At 63.2% G+C, this 22,518-nt stretch carries 18 protein-coding genes; 9 read left to right on the top strand and 9 right to left on the bottom strand.

What is annotated here, in order from left to right; all coding sequences use genetic code 11:
• From FJW05_RS17060 to FJW05_RS17050, 3 genes are all read left to right on the top strand, one after another.
• A partial coding sequence (locus FJW05_RS17060) for a hypothetical protein (protein WP_210239101.1) occupies nucleotides 1–1,239 on the top strand: 1,239 nt, incomplete at its 5' end.
• A gap of 35 nt (nucleotides 1,240–1,274) precedes the next feature.
• Complete coding sequence (locus FJW05_RS17055) at nucleotides 1,275–3,287, top strand: type I secretion system permease/ATPase (protein ID WP_246673494.1); 2,013 nt, start codon at nucleotides 1,275–1,277, stop codon at nucleotides 3,285–3,287.
• Nucleotide 3,288: 1 nt separating this feature from the next.
• The gene (locus tag FJW05_RS17050) at nucleotides 3,289–4,590 is read left to right on the top strand and encodes an HlyD family type I secretion periplasmic adaptor subunit (protein ID WP_140634167.1); all 1,302 of its coding nucleotides are present in this window, start codon (nucleotides 3,289–3,291) and stop codon (nucleotides 4,588–4,590) included.
• Nucleotides 4,591–4,682: 92 nt separating this feature from the next.
• Here FJW05_RS17050 and FJW05_RS17045 read toward each other — a convergent pair whose 3' ends face one another.
• From FJW05_RS17045 to FJW05_RS17025, 5 genes are all read right to left on the bottom strand, one after another.
• Nucleotides 4,683–5,222 carry a dihydrofolate reductase family protein gene (locus FJW05_RS17045; protein ID WP_140634165.1) on the bottom strand — a complete coding sequence of 180 codons (540 nt, stop codon included), beginning with the start codon at nucleotides 5,220–5,222 and terminating at the stop codon, nucleotides 4,683–4,685.
• Nucleotides 5,223–5,340: 118 nt separating this feature from the next.
• Nucleotides 5,341–6,654, bottom strand: coding sequence for an outer membrane beta-barrel protein (locus tag FJW05_RS17040; protein WP_140634163.1), 1,314 nt, complete (start codon nucleotides 6,652–6,654; stop codon nucleotides 5,341–5,343).
• Between the two features lie 233 nt (nucleotides 6,655–6,887).
• Complete coding sequence (locus tag FJW05_RS27770; RefSeq protein ID WP_246673498.1) at nucleotides 6,888–7,187, bottom strand: Hpt domain-containing protein; 300 nt, start codon at nucleotides 7,185–7,187, stop codon at nucleotides 6,888–6,890.
• A 516-nt stretch (nucleotides 7,188–7,703) separates the two neighbouring features.
• Nucleotides 7,704–9,455 carry a retron Ec67 family RNA-directed DNA polymerase/endonuclease gene (locus FJW05_RS17030; protein WP_140634161.1) on the bottom strand — a complete coding sequence of 584 codons (1,752 nt, stop codon included), beginning with the start codon at nucleotides 9,453–9,455 and terminating at the stop codon, nucleotides 7,704–7,706.
• Between the two features lie 174 nt (nucleotides 9,456–9,629).
• On the bottom strand, nucleotides 9,630–9,848 hold the full coding sequence (locus FJW05_RS17025) for a hypothetical protein (protein ID WP_140634159.1): 219 nt from the start codon (nucleotides 9,846–9,848) through the stop codon (nucleotides 9,630–9,632).
• A 199-nt stretch (nucleotides 9,849–10,047) separates the two neighbouring features.
• Between FJW05_RS17025 and FJW05_RS17020 the strand changes: the two genes are divergently transcribed.
• The 5 genes from FJW05_RS17020 to FJW05_RS17000 all read left to right on the top strand — a co-directional run bounded on the left by FJW05_RS17020 (nucleotide 10,048) and on the right by FJW05_RS17000 (nucleotide 16,505).
• Nucleotides 10,048–11,091 carry a LacI family DNA-binding transcriptional regulator gene (locus FJW05_RS17020; protein ID WP_140634157.1) on the top strand — a complete coding sequence of 348 codons (1,044 nt, stop codon included), beginning with the start codon at nucleotides 10,048–10,050 and terminating at the stop codon, nucleotides 11,089–11,091.
• Nucleotides 11,092–11,167: 76 nt separating this feature from the next.
• The gene (locus FJW05_RS17015) at nucleotides 11,168–12,415 is read left to right on the top strand and encodes a sugar ABC transporter substrate-binding protein (RefSeq protein ID WP_140634156.1); all 1,248 of its coding nucleotides are present in this window, start codon (nucleotides 11,168–11,170) and stop codon (nucleotides 12,413–12,415) included.
• 329 nt (nucleotides 12,416–12,744) lie between these two features.
• Nucleotides 12,745–13,665 (top strand): sugar ABC transporter permease, encoded by a 921-nt coding sequence (locus tag FJW05_RS17010; protein ID WP_140634154.1) that lies wholly within the window; start codon nucleotides 12,745–12,747, stop codon nucleotides 13,663–13,665.
• The gene (locus tag FJW05_RS17005; protein ID WP_140634152.1) at nucleotides 13,665–14,522 is read left to right on the top strand and encodes a carbohydrate ABC transporter permease; all 858 of its coding nucleotides are present in this window, start codon (nucleotides 13,665–13,667) and stop codon (nucleotides 14,520–14,522) included. The genes FJW05_RS17010 and FJW05_RS17005 overlap by 1 nt, the downstream gene beginning before the upstream one ends.
• Nucleotides 14,523–14,540: 18 nt before the next feature.
• A complete protein-coding gene (locus FJW05_RS17000; RefSeq protein WP_140634150.1) occupies nucleotides 14,541–16,505 on the top strand; it encodes a glycoside hydrolase family 127 protein in 1,965 nt (654 codons plus the stop codon).
• A 12-nt stretch (nucleotides 16,506–16,517) separates the two neighbouring features.
• Here FJW05_RS17000 and FJW05_RS16995 read toward each other — a convergent pair whose 3' ends face one another.
• The 4 genes from FJW05_RS16995 to FJW05_RS16980 all read right to left on the bottom strand — a co-directional run bounded on the left by FJW05_RS16995 (nucleotide 16,518) and on the right by FJW05_RS16980 (nucleotide 20,702).
• Nucleotides 16,518–17,324, bottom strand: coding sequence for an endonuclease/exonuclease/phosphatase family protein (locus tag FJW05_RS16995; protein WP_181164978.1), 807 nt, complete (start codon nucleotides 17,322–17,324; stop codon nucleotides 16,518–16,520).
• Between the two features lie 24 nt (nucleotides 17,325–17,348).
• Nucleotides 17,349–18,809, bottom strand: coding sequence for a phospholipase D-like domain-containing protein (locus FJW05_RS16990; RefSeq protein WP_140634148.1), 1,461 nt, complete (start codon nucleotides 18,807–18,809; stop codon nucleotides 17,349–17,351).
• 148 nt (nucleotides 18,810–18,957) lie between these two features.
• On the bottom strand, nucleotides 18,958–19,605 hold the full coding sequence (locus tag FJW05_RS16985) for a class I SAM-dependent methyltransferase (protein ID WP_140634146.1): 648 nt from the start codon (nucleotides 19,603–19,605) through the stop codon (nucleotides 18,958–18,960).
• A 38-nt stretch (nucleotides 19,606–19,643) separates the two neighbouring features.
• A complete protein-coding gene (locus FJW05_RS16980; protein ID WP_140634144.1) occupies nucleotides 19,644–20,702 on the bottom strand; it encodes an aminopeptidase in 1,059 nt (352 codons plus the stop codon).
• Nucleotides 20,703–20,896: 194 nt separating this feature from the next.
• Here FJW05_RS16980 and FJW05_RS16975 point away from each other — a divergent pair, with 194 nt between their 5' ends.
• On the top strand, nucleotides 20,897–22,474 hold the full coding sequence (locus FJW05_RS16975; RefSeq protein ID WP_140634142.1) for an HD domain-containing phosphohydrolase: 1,578 nt from the start codon (nucleotides 20,897–20,899) through the stop codon (nucleotides 22,472–22,474).
• The last annotated feature ends 44 nt before the right edge of the window (nucleotides 22,475–22,518 follow it).

The raw sequence follows: 22,518 nt of genomic DNA, 5'->3' as shown, positions 1-22,518 counted from the left end.
ACCGGCACGGCCACGAGTTCCTATCAGGACGATGCCGGTCACAGCGTGCCGGTTACCGCCCATGACGATTCCAGCTATTTCGGCGCCGATCCGCACATCACGCTCGACAAGAAGACGAACGGCGTCGACCACGGCCTCGACATCTTCCAAGGTCAGGCGGTCACCTGGACGTACGATGTGACCAATGACGGCAATGTCGCGCTCACCAACGTGGTTGTGAAGGATGACAATGGTACTCCGCTCAATCCTAGCGACGACTTCAATGCGACGGCGATCACCAGCAGCGGGTTCAACACCGGCGACGGCAATTTGAACGGCGTCTTCGACATCGGCGAAACCTGGCACTACCAAGCCACGGGCACGGCGCAGGTGGGTAGCTATGTCAACAACGCGACGGCCACGACCGACGCATATACAGACACCGCCGAACATTCGCGCACGCCGAGCGCCACGGATAGCAGCGACTATGAGGGCTTCTCCAACAAGGCGCTGACGCAAGGGTTCTGGGGCAGCCACACGGATGTTTGGGACAACGTCGGCGGCAACGAAGGTAATCCATCCAAGAGCGCATACGCTTCGGGCGTGTTGTCCAGCCTCGATGTGAATCCGAGTAAGGACGACCTGACCACAGCGAAGATCGACGAGAGCAAATATCTTCTGCTTGGCGACACCAACTCCGACGGCATAGCCAACGACACGCACGATCTGTGGATCTCAATCTCGCTGGCGAAGTCGATCGAATCCGCCTCGGCTGGCGGTGACGCGCGGCTAATCATGCTGCAGCAGGCGATTGCAACCCAGCTCAACATCAACAACGGCGTCGCTCAGCCCGATAATCTGATCGACGAAGCGGTGATGTGGCTTAAGAGCCAAGGCGCCTGGTCTACGGCTGGCGCTAACCTTGACGCCAACAATGACGGCTTCATCGACACCAACGGCGCCGGCACAGCGTTACTGGGCAACGCGCTCAAGACTAACACCAATGCTTGGACCAAATATGTCGACGTGACTGATCCTGCCGGCATCACCGACTGGAACGGGGGCAAGGAAGCCGACGGCGAAGGCTTGAAGAACGCCCTGATGTGGTTCAACCAGGGCCAGTTGGTGACCTCCGGCCCCGGCCCCGGCGGTCATGTTGCCTGGTTCAACGGCACCAGCATCGTCGACGACCACCCGAATACGCTCGACCAGTTCTGGGTGACGCTGCACGAGGTTGTGGGGCTGACGGGCATCAGCTGAGCGGTGTGATCTAATCGGGCCTAGTGAAAACCGCCATGGCAACAACTGGCATGCTCGGCACAGGGCAGGCGAGGACGACGCTGGCAGGCCTCGTCCTTCTCATCTTTGGCGTGGCGATTGTTGCGCGCGGATCGCTCTCAGGGGGCACGGTGTTGGGCGCAACAGCGGTCGCCGCCTTCGGCGGTCTGGTTCTGTTTCGCGCGCGCTCTGACGACGTCAGTGGGCGCGCGACAGTCGCAAACATCGGCGCCAGCGCTCGCCCGGCAGCAAAACCCGCCAGGCGCCCTCAGCGCTCGGAACTTGCCGAAGCGCTTCGCGCCTGCCGCTCCGCCTTCCTCGCAGTAGGACTGTTCAGCGGCGTGCTCAACGTTCTGATGCTCGCCGGCTCGCTCTATATGCTTGAGGTCTATGATCGCGTGCTGCCGAGCCGCAGCCTGCCGACGCTGGTTGGCCTCTCCATCCTGCTCCTCATTCTCTATAGCGGACAGGGAGTGCTCGAATTCGTGCGCGGACGCGTGCTCGTCCGCATCGGCGGGGCGCTTGACGAAGCGCTCGGCGGCCGAGTCTATCAATCAATCCTGCGTCTGCCCCTCAGGACGGGCCGCGACAGCGACAGCTTGCAGCCGATGCGCGACCTCGACAGCGTCCGCGTCTTCCTGTCGGGCAGCGGGCCAACGGCGCTTTTCGACCTGCCATGGCTGCCGCTCTATCTGTTTATCATCTTCATGTTCCACTGGCTGCTCGGCGTGACGGCGCTGGTCGGCGCGATCGTGCTGGTCGCGCTCACGATCATGGCCGAACGGCTGACGCGAAAGCCGGTTTCGTCCGGAACGTCGAGCGGCATCCGCCGCAACGGCCTGGTCAGCGCCGCCAATCGCAACGCCGAAGTCGTTGCCGCCATGGGGATGGCCGGCGGTCTTACCGCGCGGTGGGAAGACGCCAACCTCGATTACATCGCCGAGCAGCGCAAGGTGAGCGATGTGGCAGGCGGCTTCGGCGCGATATCGAAGGTCCTGCGCATGCTGCTGCAGTCGTCCATGCTCGGTCTCGGCGCCTGGCTGGTCATCGAGGGGCAGGCAACGGCGGGTATCATCATCACCGCCTCGATCCTCAGCGGTCGCGCATTGGCTCCGGTCGATCTTGCGATCGCCAACTGGAAGGGCTTTGTCACCGCGCGCCAGGGCTGGCAGCGGCTGAACAGGGTGCTGGCGGCGCTGCCGGCTGAAACCGAGCCGATGTTGCTGCCGCCGCCGAGCGCGAATGTCGGCATGCAAAACGTCTCGGTCGGCGCCCCGGGCACGCAGAGACTGCTGGTCCACGACGCAAGCTTCGCTCTGGAGGCCGGCCACGGCGTCGGTATCATCGGGCCCAGCGGGTCGGGAAAGTCCACGCTGGTGCGCGCGCTTGTCGGCGCCTGGCAACCGCTCGCCGGCCGCATCAAGCTGGACGGCGCCGACCTCGATCAATGGTCTCAGGCGGAGCGCGGCCGCCATATCGGATACCTACCGCAAGATGTCGAGCTCTTCGCCGGCACCGTGGCCGAGAACATCGCGCGCTTCGAGCCGGACGCGGACGCCGGCGCCATCATCGCCGCGGCGAAGGCGGCGGGCGCGCACGAGCTGATCGTCGGTTTCCGCGAAGGCTACGAGACCGAGATCGGCGAGCATGGCGAGGCGGTCTCGGCCGGTCAGCGCCAGCGCATCGCGCTGGCGCGTGCGCTCTATCGCGATCCGTTCCTCGTGGTCTTGGACGAGCCGAATTCCAACCTCGACATGGACGGCGAGCAGGCCCTGATCAAGGCCATGTTGGGTGTCCGCGAACGGGGCGGGGTTGTCGTGATCGTCGCGCACCGGCCGAACGTGCTGGCGGCCGTCGATTTCGTGCTGGCGATGAACCAGGGACGCGTCCATGCTTTCGGCCCGAAAGACGAGGTGTTCGCCAAGATGTTCCCGACACTGCGGCCGGTGCCGGCCGGCGCCCCGCAACTGAGAGTGGCTTCCGACGGTCCCCATCTGGCCGTTGCCGACGGAACCGAGGCAGGGCGCTGACATGGCTACATCAGGCGCCTCGCATTTATCCATCCGCTTCTACACGCGGCTTGGCGTCGGCGTGGTGATCCTGCTTGCGGGCGGCGTCGGTGGCTGGGCATCGGTCACCGAGATCGCCGGCGCGGTCATCGCCCCCGGCACCCTCGTCGTCGATTCCCACGTCAAGGACGTACAGCATTCCACCGGCGGCATCGTTGCGGAGATCGACGCCCGGGACGGCGACCACGTGAAAGCTGGAGATCTTCTGGTCCGTCTCGACCGCACTGTGCCGGCAGCCAACCTTGGCGTGGTGAGCAAGGCGCTCGACCAGCTCGCCGCGCGCAAGGCGCGCCTCGATTCGGAGCGCCGCGGCAGCGACGCCATCATCTTTCCGAACGAGCTTTTGGACCGCATTGCCGATCCTGACGTCGCCGAGGCGGTGGCCGGCGAGAAGCAGCATTTCGAGACACGGCGCACGTCGCGTGCGGGCCAGAAGAGCCAGCTTGGGGAACGCATCGCCCAGCTCGAGAAGGAGATCGCCGGCGACACGGCGCAGGCTGAGGCCAAGAGCAAGGAGATAGAGCTGGTGCAGAAGGAGCTTGCCTCGGTGCGTACGCTCTGGGCCAAGAAGCTCATCTCCATCGACCGGCTGACCCAGACCGAGCGAGAGGCCACGCGCCTCGACGGCGAACGCGGCCAGCTTATTGCGGCCCAGGCCCAGGCGCAGGGGCGGATCGCCGAGATCAAGCTGCAGATCATCCAGATCGATCTCGACCTCAGCACCGAAGTGAACAAGGACCTGCGCGATGTCGACGGCCGGATGGGCGAGCTTCTGGAACGCAAGGTCGCCGCCGAGGACCAGTTGAAGCGGGTCGACATCCGCGCGCCGCAGGACGGCGTCGTGCAGCAGTCGATCGCCTATACGATCGGCGGCGTGGTGAAGCCGGGCGAGACGATCATGCAGGTCGTGCCCGACAATGACAGCCTTGCGGTGGAAGCCAAGATCGCGCCGAGCGACATCGACCAGCTATGGGTCGGCCAGCCCGCTTCGCTGCGCTTTTCGGCCTTCAACCAGCGCACCACGCCGCAGATCGACGGCGTGGTCGAACGGACCTCGCCCGACATCACCACCGACCAACGCACCGGCGCCAGCTATTACACCGTGCGCATCACCACGACCGCTGCGGAGGTCGCGCGGCTCGGCGAGGTCAAGCTGGTGCCCGGCATGCCGGTGGAATCCTTCATCAGGACCGAGGATCGCTCGGTGATGTCTTATCTGGTCAAGCCGCTGCAGGACCAGATCAGCCGGGCATTTAGACAGTAGGCCACCAGTACGTTTCACCGTTTCACGGAAACGGCGAAACGCCCTATCTCTTTGTTTTGACGCAATTCCGGACGGAAAACCGCCCCTCTAGTCTAAGCTTTCGCGACCGCCCTATATTCCATCGCCACCACGCCATTGCTGAACGGCACGGCCGAGACAAGCTCGAGCGCTGTCGGTTTGTCCGAAGGAAAAAGCCGTTCGCCCTGGCCTGCGGCTGCCGGATAAACGAGCAGTCTGAGGGTATCGACAAGGCCAACGCCGAGCAGTTGCCGGGCGAGATTCACGCTGCCATGCACATAGATGTTGCCGCCGCTTTGTTGCTTCAGCCGGGTGACCGCATCGGTAAGGGGGCCTTCGAGCAGTTCGGCCGGATGCCAATCGACCGCTTTCAAGGTCGTCGAGGCGACATATTTCGGCAGTGCGTTGAAGCGGTCGGCGAAGTCGCCTTTTTCGGCAGGCCAGTGGCCGGCAAAGATTTCGTAGGTCACGCGTCCGAGAAGCATGGCGCCGCTGTCGGCAAGCTCATTCTCCTTGAATGCCTGCATCTCATCGTTCCAAGCTATTTCTGGCAGTTTCTCGTGCTCGGCGATTCCGTCGATGGTGATGAATTCGGTGACGATGAGCTTTCTCATGGCATCCTCCATTGGTTAGGTCTCGCACCATAGGACGGCCACGCCGGCGCGTTCCCGACAAAACAAAAGCCCGCCGGAATGACCGGCGGGCTCTTTCGCTTTGGCTGGAGGCCTTGGCTTAGTTGAACTTGTACTTGGCGTCGATCCGCACGGTGTGGAAGGACGGCGTCGCCATCGCGAGACCGCTCGGGATCGGTAATGCATCCGAGAAGTCTTCCTTCTCGAATTGCGAGTAACGGTATTCGATGCCGACGGTCATCTTGTCCGACAGAGCTGTTTCCAGGCCCGCGCCGACCGAGAAGCCGCTAGAGCCCCAATCGACGTCGAGCGGTGCCGGAGCATCGAGCTTGAAGTGCTGCCAGCTGTAGCCTGCGAGCGCGTAGGCCAGCGTCGCCTCGTTGACCTTCATGCCGATGCGGCCGAGCACGTCGAAACCATAATCGGTATTGAGGCTGATCGAGTCGACACCGCCCAGGATGCCACCCAGATCAAGCTTCGACTTGATGCCGGAGAGACGCGCGTCGACCAGGCCGCCGATCACCCAGCTGCCCATGTCCTGGTCGTAGCCGATGCTGGCTTCGCCGAACACGCCTTCGCCGCCGAGGCCATTGAACTTGGCGCCGGCGAGCGGCGGAATCTCGATCTGGTGCACGACCGCGCCGGCACCGAGCCCACCGCCGACATAGAAGCCGGTCCAGTTGTAGGAAGGCGTCTCGAAGCTGGCGCCGCCGCCGTCATTGGCGTTGAAGCGATAGCTGGCGGCGACCTCGAACGTATGGCGCGAGGTGTCGAGGTTGAGCGTGCCGTCCGGCGCCGGCAATCCGGCATCCGAGAGCAGGCTGTCGTTGGTGCTGAAGCGGGTGTAGCGGTACTCGCCCTTTAGCGTCCAGTTGCTGCTGATAGCCGTTTCAACACCGGCGCCGACAAAGTAGCCGCCCTGGTCCCAATCGAAACCGAAGCCGGCATTGGTGTCGAGCTTGTACTTCTGCCAGGCATAGCCACCCAGGACATAGCCCAGCGTGGTCGGCGTCAACAGGTAGCCGGCGCGAACGCCAACATCGAAGCCGTAAGTTTCCTTGATATCGGCATTGAAGCCACCGGCATCGAGCGAAGTCTTGATCGTGCCGACATGCGCGTCGATCAGGCCGCCGAGCAGGAAGCGCTGCGATACCATGTAATCATAGCCGGCAGTCACCTGGCCGTAGACGCCTTCACCACCGATGCCGTTCAGCGAAAGGCCCGGCACAAAATCGCTGCTGAGCTTGTGAACATTGGCGCCGGCGCCGACGCCGAAGCCGACATAGACGCCGCTCCAGTTGAAGCCCGGAGCAGCCTGCTGCTGGACCACGTCGGCGGCCTGCGCGGCCGACATCAAAGCGACGGCCGAAACGGCGCCCAACAAAACAGATTTCGCGGAAATACGAAGAAGCATGATTCAGAACCCCAAGTTAAAACCCGACGAGGTTCTAGCAGGGGTTGTGGGAATTTGTGGTGGCAAAAATACCACACCCATGGGCAAACTGCCGTTACGACAGGTACAAGCAGGCGATGCTCCCGAAAATGGCCAGCCCGACGGTGGCAATCACTCCAGCGGGGCGATGCGCAGGGCTCTTTAGACCTCGGGATAGGTTTTGCCGGTATCTATCCGGAAAAGAAGCTGGAGAATTATGACCGAGACTTGGCGCTCACTCCTGGCCAATCTTGCCCTCGGCGGCGCGAAGAAATAGGCGCGGCCGGCCCGCTCAGGTCAGCGCCAGTCAAGCCAGCGTCCGTTCGATCTCCGCTACCAGCATCGAGCGCAGCGCGAACGCTTGCGCCATCCGCCTGCTCGACGAGTAACGTCTCCAGCACCGAGGCCCGCGCGCTGATCTCCGCGAAGCCGAATGTGCCCGCGGCGCCGGCCAGCGAATGGGCGAGGCGGATGAGCGCATCGTTGCCGGGCAGGGGAGCAGCTTCATGCGCGATGGCCTTCAGCTCCGCGAGCTGATCGGCGCAGCGGGCGAGGAAGCGCTGGCGCAGAGGGGCGAAGGGTTCGGTGGCGATGGGCGGTGCTCCTGGGTGGTGGAGACGGTATTCAAGCAGAAGGCGGGACGCGGTGGAATGGCGGGCCGGCCGCTGACCGCACGTGGCTTTTTTCGGAGGACAAACTGTGATTGGGCTGTATTGCCTCGGAGACGATGTGCGCTTTCCACGACATGATCGGCAGCTTTGCGCCTCATGTCAGTCATTGCGGACTGTTATGCAGGTTCCCAAAAGCAGACGTCAAAACTCCGTCGAACTGTCCAAGAGTGTGAAACGGGACTTTCACACTGAGACCACGGCGTTGCGATGCAGCCAATATGTCAGTGGACGTGGATCATTTCCTGGACTCGAAGTCCAACACCCACGCATAAACGGCGGAAACCACATGCAGCACCCTTAGGGCTGCTTTTCGTTGTCGGTCCAATATCGATCAGCAGGGCGCTAATTATTCTCAGTCGACTAAGGTCCGCCAGCCGCCACCGCTGCGACCGTAGGCGGGACGACCGTGGTTTTATGGTGATCGATGACTTCCGCGATAGTCGCGAGCAACGGCTTGAAACCACCAAAATCCACAGTTGCCTTGTTCGCAGCGACTACCTTCGTCGCGAACACCTTCTTCCCGTAAAATTTGGTGCCGTCTTTCTCCGCATTGGTCTTATCGAACGTCTTGCCGTCGTAGATCGTTTTTAAAAGCGCAACGTCGAAAAGCCGCTCGATATCGGTATCTTTATTCCCAATCTTAGGGATTGGCACAACGTAGAGATTTGCCCCCATATGGTACCAGGTCTGCGAACCATCCACCTTTTTCCCGGTCTTGGATTCGACAGCAGCGAAGAGCTTTTTCGACCCATCATCGGAGTCACCGATTATAATTAGTGGGTGTTGCCCACCACTTTTGAACTTCCTGATGCGGCTTGGGTACGTATTAGCCAGCTTTCCCAGCTCGCCGGCCCCGCCGCTCAATTGCTGCAGTGCCGCCGATGTTTTCGTATACTTAAACAACTTGATTTTCAGTTCGCCGGCTGGGTTCGTGAGCGTGGGGTAGGCGGGTGCAAGTGCTTGGATGGCAGATTTGATGTAGATGTTGTCCGTCACTCCCTCGCAAAGGACGACCGGCCGTTCGATGCCATAGAGGTCGACGTAGTCCACGAACCTCTCGAAGAGTTTAGAACTCGCCCAGAGCTTCCCACCTTTCGGCTTTTCCTCTTGATCCTCAGGCGCCGCTTTGATGAGCGGGCCTCTACCGCGGACCTGATAAATATAGGCGAGCCGCCCGCGCAGTTTCCGGCGCGGCAGCGGCTGCTTGACACCTGCGACTTTAACGAAGCACTCCCCATCCATGAAAAGGTGATGGCACATGGCAGCGGCTTCTGCGTAGTAGTTGGCCGGAACGTTCACCTTCTGATTGACGACGACGCCGGTCACTTCCTGCCGAGAGTAATCCAGTTGCATACGGGTCTTGGCTGGATTGATCTTGAACCCAGCATTTTTTATTACCTTAGCGAGGCTGGTTCCAGCCTCCCACAGATTGATGCTGCTTACATTCCGCCGTCCAATTGCTGGCGCAAAAATCTTCTCGCTGGTCGAGAATGTGATGTCGTCTGCGTACCGGGTGTAAGTGCAATTATGCCGATGCGCCAATTCGTTGAGCCGGATATCCATAACGCTAGCTATGAGGTTAGAGATGACTGGCGAGCATGGACTTCCTTGGGGTAACTCGTTGTCATGGCAGGCGATCTGCGCAAGCACAGTTGCGACAGCGGGCTTCAGCTCGAAATCCTTATGCTTCAGAAAGAAACCTCGCACCCGACCAAAATTGATGGTGGGAAAAAAGTCCCTCAAGTCCACGTTGAACACGTAGCGTTGTTTACGATGGTTCTCCCCATTTGTCATGACGGAGAGCTTCTTCTTAAAGCCGTGCGCGAGAATGCAATTTGTCTTCTTTACGCGCGACTTTTCCAGAACTTGTTCGATTTCGAGCAAGTCCTTCGCGAGCCGCTTTTGGATCGCTTTCAGCGTTTTATGAGGTGCTTTGATCGTCCGGACACCACCTGTCTTTTTAGGGACCGTGAACTCTTCGTATCTGTCGGCAAGTGGCAAATGGTAAAGCGCATAGGAGATGTGGGCTGGCTTCAGACCAAGAATCTTTGCAAGATCGGTGATGTCCTCCGCTTTCCGATACAGCTCCAGTTTAAGGGATACGACTGTCATGGGGGTGGCTTGCGGATACTCCTAAGCGATTCAGCGTAGTATCGCCCATATCATCATGTTGCTGTCGGCACTCTGCAGGTAGCACTGAGGCCGTCTTGCTTTCACCTGTGAAGATCCCCCACAGAAAAATCTATCCGCAAGCCGCGCCCTGTAGGCACGAGTGCGCGTGATTCTTCAAGTCGTCAGTAAGTAGAACCGGGGGATTACGGCCTGTGCATCACTGCAGCGTGTGGTCTTCGGCCGCACGCCGGTCATCCTGTATTCCACAAACTTCAGGGCGCGGATGAACGTCTTCACGTCCTTCACATAGTCGTCGTCATCTTCGATCTTGTCGGTCGGTCTGACGCTATCCCGCGCGAGCGCCAGTGGAGCACCTGGGAACGTCGAGTTCATCCGGCCAAGATTCTGGACTAGCAGCGATTGATCGCCTCACTTGCCTCTCATCCCCCTTGCCAACCCCGCCACCTTCCCCTAATCTCGTCCCTGAGAAAACCTTTTCCCAACCCGCTCCGCGCTCGCTGACCTCACCCGTCATCACCGCGCAGGGCGGCAAGAGAAAACCTTTTCCCAGCTAAGGGAATTCGCCGCGCCCATGCCTTCCGACGCCGAGCCAGCGCCAGTTTCCGCCAAGCCGCCGGTCACGCTGCGCGAGGTCGCGGCCGCGGCCGGTGTCAGCGTGGCGACGGCCTCGAAGGCGCTGAACGGGCAGGGGCGCATGACGGCGGAAACGCGCGAGCGTATCCGCGAGACGGCGCGGCTGCTCGGCTTTCGGCCGAACAGCCTGGCGCAGAGTCTGTTGCGAAAACGCTCCTTCACCGTCGGGCTGCTCACCAACGATACCTATGGCCGCTTCTCGCTGCCGCTGATGGCCGGTGTTTCAGATGCGCTGGTCGACAAGGGCGTGTCGGTGTTCCTGTGCAATGTCGAGGACGACCAGCGGCTCGGCCAGCTGCATGTCGAGGCCATGCTCGACAAGCGCGTCGATGGCATCGTCGCCACCGGAAAGCGCATCGACCGCCATCTGCCGGTCGATCTCTCCAACCTGCGCATCCCGGTCGTCTACGCCTTCACCCAGCCGGATCCCGGCGCGGTCGGCCTCGTCTCCGACGATGCCGGCGGCGCGCGGCTGGCGGTCGAGCAGTTCTTGCGGCTCGGGCGCCGCCGCATCGCCCATGTCAGCGGCCCGGCGAGCTTCGCCGTGGTGCATACGCGGGCCGAGGCTTATCGCGACGTCCTGAGGGAGAACGGCTTGCCCACAGCCGAGCCGCTGCTGGGCGCCTGGTCGGAAGCCTGGGGCCGCGATGCGGTGGCAAGACTGTTCGGCAAGGCGGGCAGCTGGCCCGACGCCGTCTTCTGCGGCAACGACCAGATCGCGCGCGGCGTCATCGACGCGCTGCGCGAACGCGGCATCCGCGTGCCCGAGGATGTCGGCGTCATCGGCTTCGACAATTGGGAGATCGTGGCCGAGGCGACGCGCCCGCCGCTCACTTCCATCGACATGAACCTGGCAAGCCTCGGCCGCGAGGCCGGGCTTGCCCTGCTTTCGCTCGTCGACGGCCAGCCGGCCGCGCCGGGCATCAGGAAACTGCCGTGCCGGCTGGTGGTGCGTCAGTCATGCGGCAGTCCGCCGCAATGAAGCAACAAGGCTTACGCGCTCGGTTCCGCCGGGCGGCGTGGCCAAAACAGGGAGGAGAACCATGAGGAGGAGTAAGATGAAGACCATGTTTGCCAAGCTGGCCTTAGCCGCGGCCGTCATCGGCGGCGGCCTGCAGGCGGCGTCCGCCGAGACCGCCAACATTTGGGTGCGCGCCGACGGCTCGAACTTCATGCCGCGCATCGTCGACGCCTTCAACAAGGCTAACAAGGACCAGATCAAGCTCGACATCATTCCCAACGCCGAGATCATCCCGAAATATGGCGCGGCCGCCGCCGGCGGCACCGCGCCCGACGCGCTCTCGCTCGACCTGATCTACACGCCGTCCTTCGCCGCCGCCGGCCAGTTGGAGGACATCACCGACTGGGCGAAATCCTTGCCCTATTTCGCCAGCCTGTCGCCGGCGCATGTGAAGACCGGCACCTACAAGGACCGCATCTACGGCCTGCCGTTCTCGGCCGACGCCTCGGTGCTGATCTGGAACAAGAAGCTGTTCAAGCAGGCGGGGCTCGACCCTGAGAAGGGACCGGCCAACTGGGCCGAGATCGAGGCCGACGCCGAAAAGGTCAACGCGCTCGGCGGCGACATCAAGGGCTTCTATTTCTCCGGCAATTGCGGCGGCTGCAACATCTTCACCTTCACGCCGCTGATCTGGGCCTCGGGCGGCGACATCCTGTCCGAGGACGGCTCGAAGGCAACGCTGGACAGCCCGCAGCTGCGCGGCGCGATCGACCTCTACCGCTCGATGGTCAAGAAGGGGCTGGTGCCCGAGGGCGCGCAGACCGACACCGGCGCCAACTTCTTCGCCGCCTTCGCCGGCGGCAAGATCGGCATCTCGCCGTCCGGCGCCTTCGCCATCGGCGCGCTCAACACGCAATACCCGGACGTCGACTACGGCATCACCTTCCTGCCGGGCAAGGATGGCGGCTGGTCGTCCTTCGCCGGCGGCGACAATTTCGTCGTCACCAAGGGCACCAAGAAGATCGCCGTGGTGAAGGAGTTCCTGGACTTCGCCTATTCGCTCGAGGGCCAGACCATCCTCGCCAAATATGGCAGCCTGCCGGTGCGAAACGACATCGCCAAGGACGCGCTGAAGGACCTCGACCCGCGCTACCAGGTGGCGGCCGAGGCGATGGCCAAGGGCAAGACTCCCTATTCGGTGGTGTTCAACGACCTGATCAACTCGGCCAACGGGCCGTGGACGCAGATGATCAACGAGGTGTTCTTCGGCGACGACGTCGATGGCGCCATCAAGAACGCGCAGGAGACGATGCAGTCGATCATCGACCAGGCACCGAACAAGTAGACACCAGGGCCAAACGGCGGCGAGGATAGCGCAACGCCTCGTCGCCAAGGCTCTGACCGGCCGCCCGCCCCGTCTCCCTGGCCGGGCGGCCGGGGACCGTATCGCTGAATGGCAGGAACTGACGCGTTGAGAAAGCACGCTCACCAATTTGCGGCGCAGCAAGGTTCGCTCCCCCTTCTCCCCTTGTGGGAGAAGGTGGATCGGCGCGCAGCGCCGAGACGGATGAGGGGTGTTCCAGGGATAGCCAACGTCTCGCTCCGCTGGAACACCCCTCATCCGGCCGCTTCGCGGCCACCTTCCCCCACAAGGGGGGAAGGGGAGGCGCAGCCATGACCGCCATCACCGCAACCTCCGCGCCCGCCCGCTCACGCATCGGCGTCAGCCGCCGGCAATGGGTGGGCCTACTCTATGTCCTGCCGGCCGTCGCCCTGGTCACCGTCTTCTTCGTCATCCCGCTCGGCATGACCGCCTGGATGTCGCTCCACAACTGGCCGCTGATGGGCGAGCATGCCTTCATCGGCCTCGACAACTACTTTGCCATCCTGCGCGACACGCGCTTCTGGAATGCGCTGAAATTTACGTTCTACTACACCGTGATCGTCACCATCGCGATCTTCGCCGTCGCCTTCCCGCTGGCGATCTTCATCGAAAAACCGCGTCCGCTGACCAACCTCTACCGCACCGCTTTTTTCATGCCGGCGGTGGTGGGCTTCGCTTCGGCGAGCCTGCTCTGGTCCTGGCTGCTCAACGTCGATTCCGGCCTGTTCAGTCCGGCCGCCTTCGACCTCGGCCTGACCGGCAGGAAGATCAATCTTCTTGCCACGTTCCAGCCGGCGTTCTGGTCGATCATCGCCATGGTGGTCTGGAAGGTCGCCGGCTTCACCATGATCATCCTGATGACCGGGCTGCAGTCGATCCCGCAGGATCTGCAGGAGGCGGCCGTCATCGACGGGGCAGGGCCGTTCGCAAGGTTCCGGGCCATCACCTTGCCGCTAATGCGCCGCACGCTGGCGCTGGCGCTGATCCTGTCGGTGGCGGGGTCGATCCTCGCCTTCGACCAGTTTTACATCATCCTGCGCGGCGGTCCGCGCAACCAGACGCTGACGGCGGTCTACTGGATCTTCAACCAGTCCTTCGTCTCGTTCAAGCTCGGCTACGGCGCCGCGCTCTCCATGGTGCTGCTGGTGATCCTGGTGGCGCTCAGCCTCATCCAGCTCTGGCTGCTGCGCAAGCCGGAGGGGCTCGACTGATGGCCGAGGCGATGTCGCAAAACCGCAAAGTCGGCTTCAGCCTGGCCAGGCATTCCACCGGCATCATCGCCTCGGTGCTGTTCCTGGCGCCGATCGTCTGGACCGTGCTGTCGACCTTCAAGCCGGCGCAGGAGGCGCGCCAGCCGCCGCTGCCGCCCTGGCCGACCACCGGCTTCTCGATCGAGAATTATCAGACGCTGAACTCCTTCGGCGACGGGCTCTGGGTCTCGGCGCAGAACAGCATCTATGTCTCGGTTATGACGGTGCTGCTCTCGGTGCTGGTCAGCGTGCTTGCCGGCTACGGTTTCTCGCGCTTCCGCTTTCCGTTCAGGGATTTCTTCTTCGTCCTCATCCTGTCGACGATCATGATCCCGTTCCAGTCGATCCTGACGCCGATCTTCCTGGTGCTGACGAAGCTCGGCCTGCACAACACGCTGACGGGCCTGGTCTGCGTCTATGTCACGCTGCAGCTGCCGTTCTCGATCTTCATGATGCGCAACGCCTTCGACGCCGTGCCGCGCGAGATCGAGGAGGCCGCGCGCATGGACGGCGCCAACAATGTCACCATGCTCGTCAAGGTGATGCTGCCGCTGGTCTGGCCAGGCGTCGTTACCATTGCGCTGTTCGCCTTCCTCGGCGCCTGGAACGAGTTCCTGGCCGCGCTGGTGCTGATGACCGACCAGTCCAAATTCACCCTGCCGGTGATGATGACCGCGCTTCAGTCCGGCCGCTTCGGTGCCATCGACTGGGGCGCCGTGCAGGCCGGCGTGACGGTGATGATGGTGCCTTGCCTGATCCTGTTCCTGGCGCTGCAGCGCTTCTACATCCGCGGCCTGATGGCCGGGGCCGTCAAGTAATTCGAATGGAGTGAAATCATGACCGCAACGCAGCCCGCCGCGCCGACCGGCACCTCCGCCAAGCCGAAGCTCGCCTTCCGCCCGTTGCCAGTGCCGCAGGTCGATGTCCACGGCTTCTGGGGCGACCGTGTCGACGCAGTGGCAGCCAAGACCGCCGGCATCCTCTACGACCGCTGTGTCGAGGCGCACATGCTGGAGCAGATCGATCCGGACGTGCCGTCGCCCGGCGTCGTCATCCCCTTCCATGTCAGCGACGGTTTTACCGCGCGCACCGTGACGACGCAGATGTTCTGGGATTCCGATTGGGGCAAGACCATCGAGACCGCGGCCTATTCGCTCTACCGCCGCCGCAACCCCGATCTGGAAAAGAAGATCGACGCCGTCATCGACATGTACGGCAAGCTGCAGCAGCAGGACGGTTACCTCTCCAGCTGGTACCAGCGCATCCAGCCCGGCCTGCGCTGGACCAACCTGCGCGACTGCCACGAGCTCTACTGCGCCGGGCATCTGATCGAGGGCGCCGTCGCCTACTTTCAGGCGACCGGCAAGCGCAAGCTGCTCGACATCATGAGCCGCTATGCCGACCACATCGCCGACACTTTCGGTCCCGAGCCCGGCAAGCGGAAGGGCTATTGCGGCCATGAGGAGATCGAGCTGGCGCTGGTCAGGCTCGCGCGCGCGACCGGCAACGACAAATATATGAAGCTGGCTAAGTACTTCATCGACCAGCGCGGCCAGCAGCCGCATTATTTCGACGAGGAGGCGCTGGCGCGCGGCGCCGACCCCAAGGATTTCCACTTCAAGACCTATGAATACAACCAGTCGCACAAGCCGGTGCGCGAGCAGGACAAGGTCGTCGGCCATGCGGTGAGGGCGATGTATCTCTATTCCGGCATGGCCGACATCGCGACCGAATATGGCGACGACTCACTCAAGGTCGCGCTCGAGCGGCTCTGGGACGATCTCACGACGAAGAGCCTTTACGTCACCGGCGGCCTCGGGCCGTCGGCCGACAATGAAGGCTTCACCAACGACTACGACCTGCCCAACGAAACCGCCTATGCCGAGACCTGCGCTTCGGTCGGCCTGGTGTTCTGGGCGAGCCGCATGCTCGGCATGGGCCCGAACGCCCGCTACGCCGACATGATGGAACGGGCTTTGTACAACGGCTCGATCTCCGGCCTGTCGCTCGACGGCTCGCTGTTCTTCTACGAGAACCCGCTGGAGAGCCGCGGTGGCCACCATCGCTGGAAATGGCACCGCTGCCCGTGCTGCCCACCCAATATCGGCCGCATGGTGGCGTCGATCGGCAGCTATTTCTACGGCCTCGCCGACGATGCGCTGGCGGTGCACCTCTACGGCGATTCGAGCGCCCGCTTCGAGATCGCCGGCCAGCAGGTCAGCCTCGTCCAGGCCAGCAACTATCCGTGGGATGGCGCGATTGCGATCGAGATCGGGCCGGAGGCGCCCATAGAGTTCACGCTTCACCTGCGCATACCCGCCTGGTGCCGCAAGGCGGCGCTTAGGGTCAACGGCAAGCTCGTCGATCTCGAAGCGGCGACGGTCGACGGCTATGCCGCGATCCGCCGCGAATGGCAAAAGGGCGACAAGGTCGAGCTCGACCTCGAAATGTCGATGGCGCGCCTCTTCGCCAATCCGCAGGTGCGCCAGGACATCGGCCGCGTGGCGCTCGCGCGCGGCCCGCTGATCTATTGCGTCGAGGAAACCGACAATGGCGGCGGGCTGCATCGCATAGCGCTATCGCGCACGGCCAGGATCGAGGCGCACAAGGAACCGAACCTGCTCGGCGGCGTCGTCACCCTCTCGGCCATCGGCAGCAGAGCCGAGACCGAGAACTGGGGCGCCGATCTCTATCGCTCCGAACCGCCGGCGACGCAGGAGACAAAGCTCAAGGCCGTTCCCTATTTCGCCTGGGACAATCGCGATCCCGGCGAGATGCTGGTGTGGCTGCGGGAGGGCTGAACGCGGCCTCTCTCAAAGATGCACGAAGGCCGTCAGCGGCAGGTGGTCGGAGGCGACCCGCGACAGCGGCGTGTCATGCGCCTCGACGCCTGAAACCAGGTCGTGCCGGTTGCCCATGATGCGGTCGAGCGCCAGCACCGGCAGGCCGGACGGGAAAGTCGGCACCGCCGGCGTCGGGCCGAAGGTCGTGTGCAGCGTGTTCAGCGCCGACCGGTTGCCGAGCCGCCATTCGTTGAGGTCGCCCAGCAGCAGCGTCGGCCTCTCGTCGGCGCTGCTCATGATGTCGAGCACGACGCGGGCCTGTTCCGAACGCGAACGACGCAGCAGGCCGAGATGGGCGGCAATGACGCGCAGCGACCGTTTCTCGTCGAGATCGATCTCGGCGACCAGCGCGCCGCGCGGCTCCAGTCCCGGCAGTTTGAGCTGGTGGACGTCGCGCACGGTGCCGCGCTTGAACAACAGCACATTGCCGCGCCAGCCATGGCCCTTGCCGTTGCCGCTGACCGGCACCGGCACCAGCCCCGTTTCCAGCTCCAGGCGGGCCAGGTCGAGCAGCCCGGCCCTGTCGCCGAAGCGGTTGTCGGCCTCCTGCAGCGCGATCACGTCAGGGCTCATTTCGCGGATGACGCGTGCCGTCCGTTCGGGGTCGAATCTGCGGTCGGTGCCGATGCATTTGTGGACGTTGTAGGAGGCAACGACGATTTCAGTGTCGTTGACGCGCTTGCGCGGCGTCGCCTTCGTCTTGCGTGCGCTTCTGCTGCGGATCGAGAGCAGCACGGTCTCGGGCAGGCTGCGTCCTTTGATGTCGTCTATCTCCATGATCCCGATGCTCGATTTCCTGCTCTAAAGATAGGGCGATCCCAGCCACAGCAAACGGTCGAAGACGCGGATTGCGAACGGCCTTGCCTTCAGCGTCTGCAGCGTCACCGGCTGGGCGGTGGAGATGGCGGCGGCGATGCGGGCGTCGATCTCGGCGGCGAAGTTTTCATCCAGGACTTCCATGTCGATCTCGAAATTCAGCCTCAGCGAGCGGGCGTCCAGATTGGACGAGCCGACATAGGCCCACACGCCGTCGATCGCCATCAGCTTCGAATGGTCGAACGCGCCTTCATGGCGCCAGACGCGGCAGTAATGCTTCAAAACCTGGTCGAACTGCGCCGTCATCGCATGATCGACGAGAAAGAGGTTGTTCACCGCCGGCACGACGATGTCGATTTCGACGCCGCGCCGGCCGGCCGTGGTCAGAGCGCTGATGAACTCCCGGTCCGGCAGGAAATAGGGCGACATGATGCGGATCGATTTGCGGGCGACCGAAAACGCCCCCATCAGCAGCTTGAGATTGGTTTCGTTGGACGCGTCCGGCCCGGTCGCGACCGCGCGCACCAGCATCGGCTGCCCCGGCGGCGGCACGACGCGCTCGACCTGCCAGGGTCCGTCCTTCAACGCCTCGTTGCCGGCGAAGCGCCAGTCCTCGGCGGCCACCGAGAACAGATCGGCCACCACCGGCCCGGTGACCTCGAAATGCGTGTCACGCGAACTGTCGGAACCGGCGAATTCGGCCGAGAATCCCTTGCGGATGTTCATGCCTCCCGTGAACGCCACCGTGCCGTCGACGATGAGTATCTTCCTGTGGGTCCTGAGATTGGCATAGGGAAGTCTCAGGCCCATGACGATGTTGCCGTTGAAGAGATCGACCGTGACGTCGGCCTCCCTGAGCTGCTTCAGGATGCTGGGCACGGAATAGCGCACGCCGACGGCGTCGATCAGCACGCGCACGGTGACGCCGCGCTTGACGGCATTGCCGAGCGACTGCACGAAAAGCGCTCCGACCGCGTCATTGTCGAAAATATAGGTTTCCAGAAGCACGCTTCGTTGCGCCGCGTCGATCGCCCGGCACATCGCCATATAGGCCTCGTCGCCGGTCTTGAGCACCGCGATCGTGTTTCCCGAGGTGAGCGGGCGCCGCGCCACCCTGTCGCCCAGCGTCTTCAGCCCGGTAAAACGCTGGCCGAATTCGGCGTTGATCAAGGCTTCCAGCGCGACGTCGCGATCATGCCTGGCGGCGGCGGCCTCGGGCGAGACCGGCCGCATGGCGCTGATCGTCGCGCGGCGGATGCGGTTGATGCCGGCAATGGCGTAGATGATCGCGCCGAGGAAGGGCGACAAGAGCATCACGCCCACCCAGCCGGTGGCCGCGCGCACGTCTTCCTTCGTCATGATGGCATGCACGATGCCCACCGCCGCCATCGCCAGCGACAGGATCAGGATAAGCGTCGACCAGTGACTCGCAATCGCCTCGAACATCGGCCCGACTATTGTGCGAGCCGCCGCGGAAGGCAATGCGGACGGGTTATTCCCGGGCTCATTCGGAAGCCTGGCAGCAAGAACCGCGCTCATCCGCGCGGCCAGTTCCGTGACCGCGATCGAGCGATACGTCGGCAAGGCCGCCGGCCTAAAGCTTCCTGAAGAAGCCTGACAGAATGTTCGGACCTGCTTCGCCTGGCCGCAGCCTGATCCCGTCCTCGAAGCAGTTCAGCGTCACACACTCGAAGCCGTTGGCCGCGAGGAGCGCCACCAGCGAGTCGCGGTCGAAATGGTGCAGGTGCTCGTTGGGCAGACGCATGCGCCATTTGGCGAACCACGCGTCGCCGTCGGCGCCGAGCTCGCGCCAGCGGCAATAGGGGACGGCGACAGCCAGGTGGCGGGCCGGAAGGCGGGAAAGGAAACAGAGATCGGGGATGTGCTCCAGCACGTCGAACATGGCGACGAGGTCCCAGGCGCCGGCGAGCGCCTCATCCCAATCGACAAAGCGGACACCCTTGGGCAGGGGAAACTCGGCGATATCGCAGCCGGCGCAATCGGCAACGCCGGTTATCTTCGCGGCTTCGATGAATGTGCCGGTGCCATATCCGATTTCCAGCACTGAGCGAGGTATCTCGCCGGTGATGCCGAGCACCCAGCCAAGCCGCTGATAGCCGAGCTTGATGGTCCGGTCGCTCAGGTCCTCGTAATAGGAGATGTATTTCTTGTCGTATTTGATCGGTGTGAAGTCGATCTGGTGGATCACGCCGAACCTGTCCACCTCATAATTGTCCAACATTGTCCGCGCGGCCTCCGGATGCCGAATTCCTTATAAGGTCAATTGCACGTAGCCACGGTTCTAAGCGCTTCGGTTCGGGAAGGTGCGGGCAAATTTCCGATCCGTCGAACAGAAGCGTAGAACCTCGGATAGTCGCCGGAGCACAAGTCGAACAAGTGAAGGAACGCCGGAACCTGTTCGCCGTAGACAGCGGTCGCGGCAAGCTTTGCGTTGTTGATAGGGCTATCGAACCAGGCGTCATATCCCCGGTATCCGGCCCATCGCTTGTCGCGCATTTGCCGGTAGCGCATCCGCAGCCTGTCGATGGCGGCTGCTTTGGCGGCCGTCATCTGCTGCGGGCTGCGGGGACTTCCATAGACCTGCCTCAGCTCGGCCCGGGTTTTCGATATCAGTCCGAGAAAATCGGCCTTGCGCTTGCGATCGATCTCGTAGCTGCGCAATCCGGCGCGATTGCCCGTGGCGCGGAGCCATTTCCTCGTACCGGTGGTTTCGACGGAAACCGCGAAAGCCTCGTTGAATGCGGAGTCGCCGTTCACATAGACTTTCTGATGCGCCAGCTCATGGAAAATGAGGCTTGCCAGGTAGGTGTCGTCCTGACGCAGCATGGTGCTGAGCAGCGGATCGCTGAACCAGCCCAGCGTGGAATACGCGGTGACGCCCGACACATAGACGTCCAGCCTCTGCCGCTGCAGTTCAGCGGCACTTTCGAGCGCGTCTTTGCGCGAAAAATAACCCTTGTAGGGAACGCAGCCGAAGACTGGAAAGCACCATGTTATCGGCGCGAGCGAGAATTGCGGCGCGGCAAACACGGCCAAGGTCACATTGTTGCGACCGACGTCGACATAACTGCGGTAGCTGCTGTTATCGGGCAGCGCCAGCTCTTCCGTGGCAAAGCGGCGTATCGCGCTCGCCGACGTCAACTTGGCGCGCAATGTCTGTGGCGTCGAGGGATCAAGGATCAGCTTCGCAACATTCTTGCGCGCCGCCATGATCTCGACATGGCCCTCCAACGACTGCGCGTAATAGGAAATGCTGGTGCATCCGGTCGCGCCGGACGCCAGGATCGCCGCGGCCAGCAATCGAAAAACGCGCTTCACAGCTTGCCCACCGCCTGCCCGTCTCCCATGGAGCAAATGTCTGCTCCCGTGTCTCAGGCGCGCCTGTTTTCGTCAAGACCTGGAGGGGCAGGGACAATGCGACCTTCGCCGCAAGTGACAGCAGGCTTAGGACTTTTCCCGCTAGGTATTGCTGGCTCGTGGGGGTAGCATGAGGCACACTGGGGATGCGGGAGATGACAGACGCCTCGATACGCCGGGCGGACTTCATGATGGTCCTTGCCTATGCTTCGGACCTTGCCACCGGCCATTCGCGTGATTTCGCGCTGAAATCCTGCGTGCTTGCAATGCGGGTCGCCAAGCTCGCGGGCCTTTCAGACGAGGTTCGGCGTAATGCCTATCACCAGTCGATGCTGCGCTATGTCGGCTGCAATGCCGACACCGACCTGCTGGCGGCCACCTTCGGCGACGAGATCGCGCTCCGCCAGGATCTTGTCGGTCTCGACATGGGCAACCGCGCGGAACTGGGCAGGGTCTTCGTGCAGGCCTTCAAGCGGTTCTACTACGATCTCGAGCCTGACGCGCAGGCCAGGGCGATAGAGGCCGCGATGGCGCAGGCGCTGGCGGTGGCCCGCCCGGTGCTGACCGCGCATTGCGAGGTCGCGCAGCGGATCGGCGAGCGGCTCGGCCTGTCCGAGGAGATCCGGCGCAACCTTGGCCAGATCTACGAACGCTGGGACGGCAAAGGTCTGCCGCGCGGGCTGAGCGGCGAGGACGTTCTGCCGGCCGTGCGCCTGATCACATTGGCGCAGGATGTGATTGCGCTCAGCGATGCCCTCGGCATCGACGCGATGGCCGAAACCATCGCCAGTCGCGGCGATGGTCCATACGAAGCGGATCTGGCCCGGCTCGTCTCGGCCAACGCTGCCGCGCTGATGGAGGGCATCGGCGCGACGGTCGACCGCGAGACGATTTTGGCGCTGGAGCCCGATCCGCCGGTGACGCTGGACGAGGCGGCTTGCGACGAGGCGTTCCTCGCCATCGCCGACATGATCGACATGCGCATGCCGTTCACGCAAGGCCATTCGCGGATGGTGTCGGAGCTGGCCGCGGGTGCGGGGAAACGGATCGGGCTGCCCGAACCTGACGTGCGCGCGCTGCGCTGGTCGGGCTGCATCCATGATATCGGCGAACTCGTCGTGCCGGTGGCGACCTGGATGCGCAACGGCCCGCTGTCGGTGCGAGAGCGCGACGCGGCGCAGCTGCACGCGTATTACGGTGAGCGGGCGCTGGCTTCCTTCGGCCACGGCGGCGACGCGATGGGCGCGCTCGTGCTGCGCCATCACGAGCGCCTGGACGGTTCGGGATATCACCGCAAGGTCAGCGGCTCCGATCTGTCTCCGGCGGCCAGGATCCTGGCTGCCGCCGAGGCCTTTCAGACGTCGCGGGAGGAGCGCCCGCACCGCAAGGCGCTGTCCAGCGAGGCGGCGGCGACGCAGTTGCGTGCGGCTGTTCGTGACGGCTGTATCTGCCCCGACGCTGCCGAGGCCGTGTTGTCCTTCGCCGGACAGCAGTCGCGCCGGGCTTTGCCGCAGGCGCTAGCCGGCATGACGCGGCGCGAAATCGAGGTGCTGCGCCTGATCGCCGCTGGCCTTACGGCGAAGGAGACGGCTCGCAAGCTCGGTATCTCGCCCAAGACCGCCGACCACCACATCCAGAGCGTCTACTCCAAGGTCGGCGTGACCACCCGCGCCGGTGCCGCGCTCTATGCGGTCGAGCACGGCCTTGTCCGACCGGGCGAAATGCCGGCATAGGGAATCCACCCCATGTGCGCCCGCTCCGGCGCGCGCATCGTGAT

It is taken from the genome of Mesorhizobium sp. B2-9-1 (assembly GCF_006439455.1).
GTDB lineage: Bacteria > Pseudomonadota > Alphaproteobacteria > Rhizobiales > Rhizobiaceae > Mesorhizobium.
This window is presented reverse-complemented; position numbering and strand designations above follow the sequence as displayed.

Excerpts from the sequence above, each read along its gene's own strand:
- FJW05_RS17015 (WP_140634156.1), top strand. The coding sequence starts at position 11,168 with ATGAAGACCATGTTTGCCAAGCTGGCCTTAGCCGCGGCCGTCATCGGC.
- FJW05_RS17020 (WP_140634157.1), top strand. The coding sequence starts at position 10,048 with ATGCCTTCCGACGCCGAGCCAGCGCCAGTTTCCGCCAAGCCGCCGGTC.
- FJW05_RS17050 (WP_140634167.1), top strand. The coding sequence starts at position 3,289 with ATGGCTACATCAGGCGCCTCGCATTTATCCATCCGCTTCTACACGCGG.
- FJW05_RS16995 (WP_181164978.1), bottom strand. The coding sequence starts at position 17,324 with ATGGAGATAGACGACATCAAAGGACGCAGCCTGCCCGAGACCGTGCTG.
- FJW05_RS16975 (WP_140634142.1), top strand. The coding sequence starts at position 20,897 with ATGACAGACGCCTCGATACGCCGGGCGGACTTCATGATGGTCCTTGCC.
- FJW05_RS17000 (WP_140634150.1), top strand. The coding sequence starts at position 14,541 with ATGACCGCAACGCAGCCCGCCGCGCCGACCGGCACCTCCGCCAAGCCG.
- FJW05_RS16985 (WP_140634146.1), bottom strand. The coding sequence starts at position 19,605 with ATGTTGGACAATTATGAGGTGGACAGGTTCGGCGTGATCCACCAGATC.
- FJW05_RS17040 (WP_140634163.1), bottom strand. The coding sequence starts at position 6,654 with ATGCTTCTTCGTATTTCCGCGAAATCTGTTTTGTTGGGCGCCGTTTCG.
- FJW05_RS17010 (WP_140634154.1), top strand. The coding sequence starts at position 12,745 with ATGACCGCCATCACCGCAACCTCCGCGCCCGCCCGCTCACGCATCGGC.
- FJW05_RS17005 (WP_140634152.1), top strand. The coding sequence starts at position 13,665 with ATGGCCGAGGCGATGTCGCAAAACCGCAAAGTCGGCTTCAGCCTGGCC.
- FJW05_RS17045 (WP_140634165.1), bottom strand. The coding sequence starts at position 5,222 with ATGAGAAAGCTCATCGTCACCGAATTCATCACCATCGACGGAATCGCC.
- FJW05_RS17055 (WP_246673494.1), top strand. The coding sequence starts at position 1,275 with ATGGCAACAACTGGCATGCTCGGCACAGGGCAGGCGAGGACGACGCTG.
- FJW05_RS17030 (WP_140634161.1), bottom strand. The coding sequence starts at position 9,455 with ATGACAGTCGTATCCCTTAAACTGGAGCTGTATCGGAAAGCGGAGGAC.
- FJW05_RS17025 (WP_140634159.1), bottom strand. The coding sequence starts at position 9,848 with ATGAACTCGACGTTCCCAGGTGCTCCACTGGCGCTCGCGCGGGATAGC.
- FJW05_RS16990 (WP_140634148.1), bottom strand. The coding sequence starts at position 18,809 with ATGTTCGAGGCGATTGCGAGTCACTGGTCGACGCTTATCCTGATCCTG.